This window comes from Kitasatospora sp. NPDC024654, from assembly GCF_055559155.1.
In genome coordinates this window covers 3,029-7,182 of record NZ_JBVHLF010000061.1, presented here as the reverse complement: position 1 = coordinate 7,182, position 4,154 = coordinate 3,029, and the positions used below count along the sequence as shown (strand labels likewise).

At 72.7% G+C, this 4,154-nt stretch carries 4 protein-coding genes; 3 read left to right on the top strand and 1 reads right to left on the bottom strand.

Translation table 11 applies throughout. The features are described from left to right. The coding region (locus tag ACZ38L_RS28220) for a pyruvate kinase (protein ID WP_465698433.1) at window positions 1–415 on the bottom strand (415 nt) is incomplete at its 3' end. A gap of 257 nt (window positions 416–672) precedes the next feature. Here ACZ38L_RS28220 and ACZ38L_RS28215 point away from each other — a divergent pair. The 3 genes from ACZ38L_RS28215 to ACZ38L_RS28205 are packed head-to-tail and all read left to right on the top strand — an operon-like array spanning window position 673 to window position 4,041. Then, window positions 673–1,758, top strand: coding sequence for a hypothetical protein (locus ACZ38L_RS28215; RefSeq protein WP_465698431.1), 1,086 nt, complete (start codon window positions 673–675; stop codon window positions 1,756–1,758). Further along, window positions 1,758–3,392, top strand: coding sequence for a vWA domain-containing protein (locus tag ACZ38L_RS28210; RefSeq protein WP_465698429.1), 1,635 nt, complete (start codon window positions 1,758–1,760; stop codon window positions 3,390–3,392). The genes ACZ38L_RS28215 and ACZ38L_RS28210 overlap by 1 nt, the downstream gene beginning before the upstream one ends. Beyond that, window positions 3,379–4,041, top strand: coding sequence for a hypothetical protein (locus tag ACZ38L_RS28205; RefSeq protein ID WP_465698427.1), 663 nt, complete (start codon window positions 3,379–3,381; stop codon window positions 4,039–4,041). The genes ACZ38L_RS28210 and ACZ38L_RS28205 overlap by 14 nt, the downstream gene beginning before the upstream one ends. Window positions 4,042–4,154 lie beyond the last annotated feature (113 nt).

Here is a 4,154-nt window from a genome sequence, read left to right as displayed (position 1 = left end):
GCCCCCTGCCGCGACCGCCCCCCCCCCCCCCCCCCCCCCCCCCCCCCCCCCCCCCCCCCCCCCCCCCCCCCCCCCCCCCCCCCAGGCCCTGGTAGGTGGTGCCGCAGCGCTCCTTGTCCCCGGGGACGTCCTCCACCGTGATGGTGAAGTCGTCGCCGCGTTCAAGGAGTACCGGCCCCTCGGCGAAGGTGCCCAGCCGGATCTTCGGGCCCTGAAGGTCGACCAGGATGCCGACGCTTCGGCCGGTCTCGTCGGCGGCCTTGCGGACCCGGCGGTACCGCTCCTCGTGCTCGGCGTGCGAGCCGTGGCTCAGATTGAATCGGGCGATGTCCATGCCGGCGTCGACCAGGCCCTTGATCTGGTCGTACGAGTCGGCGGCGGGCCCGAGGGTACAGACGATTTTTGCTCGGCGCATGGGACTGAGGGTATTCATTACCGGCGCGTAACAATGACGTTCCGGCAGACCTCCGGGTGACCGTTGCCGAAAGCTTCGTTGAACCCTCTGAGGCAGCGTGACATCTCTTGTCACCAAGCGGAGTTGGCCCCAGCAGCCACTCGCCGATGCGGTTCCGGGATGGCTTGTTCACCTCCGGTTCACCTGTCCGCCGCGCCGTGCTCGGCCCCCGGCGGGACCCTCTGGGTCCGGACGAGCTGGGACAGGGGGAGAACGCCGTGCGGCGTCTGCTGGGGGTGGTGTCGGCACTGGTGCTGATCGCCGGCGTGGTGGTGCTGATCTGGCGGCCCTGGTGTTGCGGCTCGCCGCCGTTACCGCCACAGACCGTGCTCACCGGGCTGGTCGGCTCGGAGAAGTCGGCGTTCTTCGCGGACCCCAGGGTGCAGGCGGAGCTACGGGCCAAGGGCCTGACCGTGCAGGTCGTCCCGGCCGGCTCACTGGAGATGACGCCGACGGACGACAAGAACGACGACTTCGTCTTCCCCTCCAGCTCGGTGGTGGCCGACTCGATCCCGGGCGACCTGAACCCGGTGCCGGTCCGGCCGTTCTACTCGCCGCTGGTGATCGTGGCCAAGCGGGACACTGCGGCGCTGCTGGCCCAGAACGGCCTGGCCACCCGCTCCGCGTCGGGCGTCTGGACCTTCCGGATGACCGCCTACCTGCAGGCACTGAACGCCCAGACCACCTGGCAGAGCCTGCGGGGTGCGGCCCAACATCCCTCGCTGACCGGCCTGTTGTACGTCACCACCACTGACCCGGCCAGCTCCTCCTCCGGCGCGCTGCACCTGGCGGTGATGTCCTACCTGGCGAACGGCGACACAGTAGTGGCCGACCAGGCCGGAGTTGACCGGGCCCGATCGCTCCTGCGCCATCTGACCGAGATCCAGGGCGCCCAACTGCCAAGTTCCGACGGGCCGTTCCGGAACTTCCTGTCCGGCGTCGGCAACCCGCTGGTCTGGGTCTACGAGTCCCAGGTGGCCGCCGCGGCGGAGGCCGGGCAGCTGCCGGGCGACACCGTGCTGCTCTATCCCGACACCACCTTCCTGAGTGACCACACCGTGGTCGAGTTGACGCCGAACGCCCACCGGCTGGCCGACGCGCTGGAGAACGACCCCAAGTTGCAACAGCTGGAGGCCGCGAACGGCTTCCGGCCGGCCGGCGACCCGACCGCGTTCGGCAAGGCGATGGCGGCCACCAGGACCACCGGCTTCGCACCGGACCTGACGGCGGCGGGGGTGGCCCAGGTGGCCATCCCGGCACCGCCGGTCATGCAGCAACTGATCGCCGCGGCCAAGGGGAACTGATGCGGATACCGAAGCCCCTGCCCGCCCTGCTGCTGGCCCTGCTGCTCGCCGTGACGGCCGGCTGCGACTCCGCGCACCCGCGGCCGGCCCCGGGCGACTCATCGTCCGCCGGGCCGCCGGTCACCCTGCGCGTACTGGCCGGCAGTGAACTCCAGGACATGGCACCGGTGTTGGACGACGCCAGGAAGGCCACCGGAGTGACCGTCCAACTCAGTTACGGCGGAACGCTGGACGGCGCGCAGACGGTCACCTCCGGTAAAGCGGACGGCAGTTACGACGCGCTCTGGTTCCCGTCCAACCGCTACCTGCGGCTCGACCCGGCGGGGGCGGCCAAGCTGCTCTCGGAGACACCGATCATGGTCTCGCCGGTCGCCATCGGCGTGCGCTCCTCCCAACTGACCGCGCTGGGCTGGGATCCGGCCAAGGTGACCTGGTCGCAGATCGGCGACGCGGTGGCGGCGCAGAAGCTCACCTTCGGGATGACCGACCCGTCACGCTCCAACTCCGGTCTCTCCGCACTGGTCGGGCTGGCCTCTGCGTTCTCCGGCGCGCAGGCCGCGCTGACCCAGGACGACGTGACCAGGGCCACCCCGGCGCTGCGGAGCTTCTTCACCGGACAGAAGCTGACCTCGGGCTCCTCCGGCTGGCTGGCCCAGGCCTACGCCCGGACCGCGCAGGGCGGTTCGGGCCCGCAGGTCGGCGCACTGGTCAACTACGAGTCGGTGCTGCTGGAGTTGAACCGCACGCTGCCGGCCGACGCCAGGCTCACCGTGATCCGGCCGACCGACGGCGTGGTCTCCGCCGACTATCCGCTGACCCTGCTGGCCTCCGCCTCGGCGCAGGCCCGGGACGCCTTCCAGCGGCTGACGGCCTACCTGCTGCGGCCCGACGTACAGCGGAAGATCTCCGACAGCACCGAACGGCGGCCGGTCGCCCCAGGGGTGGCACCGGCCGCCGGGCTGCCCACCGACATCCGGCCCGAGCTGCCGTTCCCGGGCAGCCGGGCGGTGGCGGACGCGCTGCTCGCGGCGTACCAGAACCAGCTGCGGCGGCCGTCCCGGACGGTCTACGTGCTGGACACCTCCGGGTCGATGGCGGGCCCCCGGCTGGCCGCGCTCAAGCGGGCGCTGGGCCAACTCACCGGCGCCGCCGACACCATGGCGGTCAACCGGTTCCGGGACCGTGAGGAGGTCACGCTGATCTCGTTCGCCGACGCGGTGAAGTGGCAGCACACCCACACCGTCCCGGCGGACGACCCGGGCACCGCACTGACGGCCATCGACGCCGACGTGCAGAGCCTGTCGGCGGGCGGCGGCACGGCCATCTACAGCACCCTGGAGCAGGCGTACCGGGTGGTGGCCCAGCAGCAGGCGGCGGCACAGGACGACCGGTTCACCTCGATCGTGCTGATGACCGACGGCGAGAGCAACGAGGGGGCGACGGCGGCCGACTTCACGGCCTTCTACCACGCGCTGCCGGCCGCCCAGCAGGCGGTGCCGGTCTTTCCGATCCTGTTCGGCAAGGGCGCCCGGCAGCAGTTGCAGGGAATCGCGGACACCACCGGCGGTCTGCTCTTCGACGGGACCTCGGGGGACCTGAACAGCGTGTTCGAGGACATCCGTGGCTACCAGTAGGCGGGTGCCGGCCTACTTCGGCTCGCGGGCGCACCTGCTGGGGTGCGGCGGCGCGGGGATCGGGCTGCTGCTGACGCTGCTGGGGCCGAGCGCCGACCGGGCGGTGGTGGGGACCGGCGCGGTGGCGGGGCTGTACGGCGCGGGCGCGGTGCTGGGACTGGCCTTCCCGGCTCGGGCCGAACCGGAGCCGGCCGAGCCACCGGCCACCACCGAGCCCACCGAGCCCACCGAGCCCACCGAGCCCACCGAGTCGCCGCCCGAGCCGGCCGCCGACCCACGGCCGGCCGTGAAGTCGCGACCCGTGAGTCCGCCTCCGCCCGCCAGCCCGCCGCCGGCCAGCCCGCCGCCCGCCGACGTCGAGCTGGCCGGACGGCTGGGCCGGGAGCTGGCTGCCCAGGACCAGCGGGTGACCCGGTCCGGCTGGCCGGAGCCGCCCGCGCAGGCCGCCCGGCAGCTGCTGACCGCGGTCCGGGAGCGGCTCGCCCCGGAGACCGCCGGCCAGCTCGCGCCGGTGGTCCGGGAGGCGCTCCCGGCCGTCCTGGACTGGTACGAGCGCGGCCGCGCCTGGTGGCGGCTGGAACCGGGCGGACCGCCGCCGGAGGAGGAGTTCACCGACCGGGTCCGGGTGGTACTGGAGAAGCTGCCCTGAGCACGACGGATCCGGGCCCGGGACCGGTTGGTCGGGGGTGGGGGTGGTGTTGTTCGGGGGGGGGAGTTGTTTTGGGGGCCCGTGTTCGAGGGGCCCTGGGACCTGGTTGGGGA

Coding starts and splice junctions, on each gene's coding strand:
- ACZ38L_RS28210 (WP_465698429.1), top strand. CDS start 1,758: ATGCGGATACCGAAGCCCCTGCCCGCCCTGCTGCTGGCCCTGCTGCTC.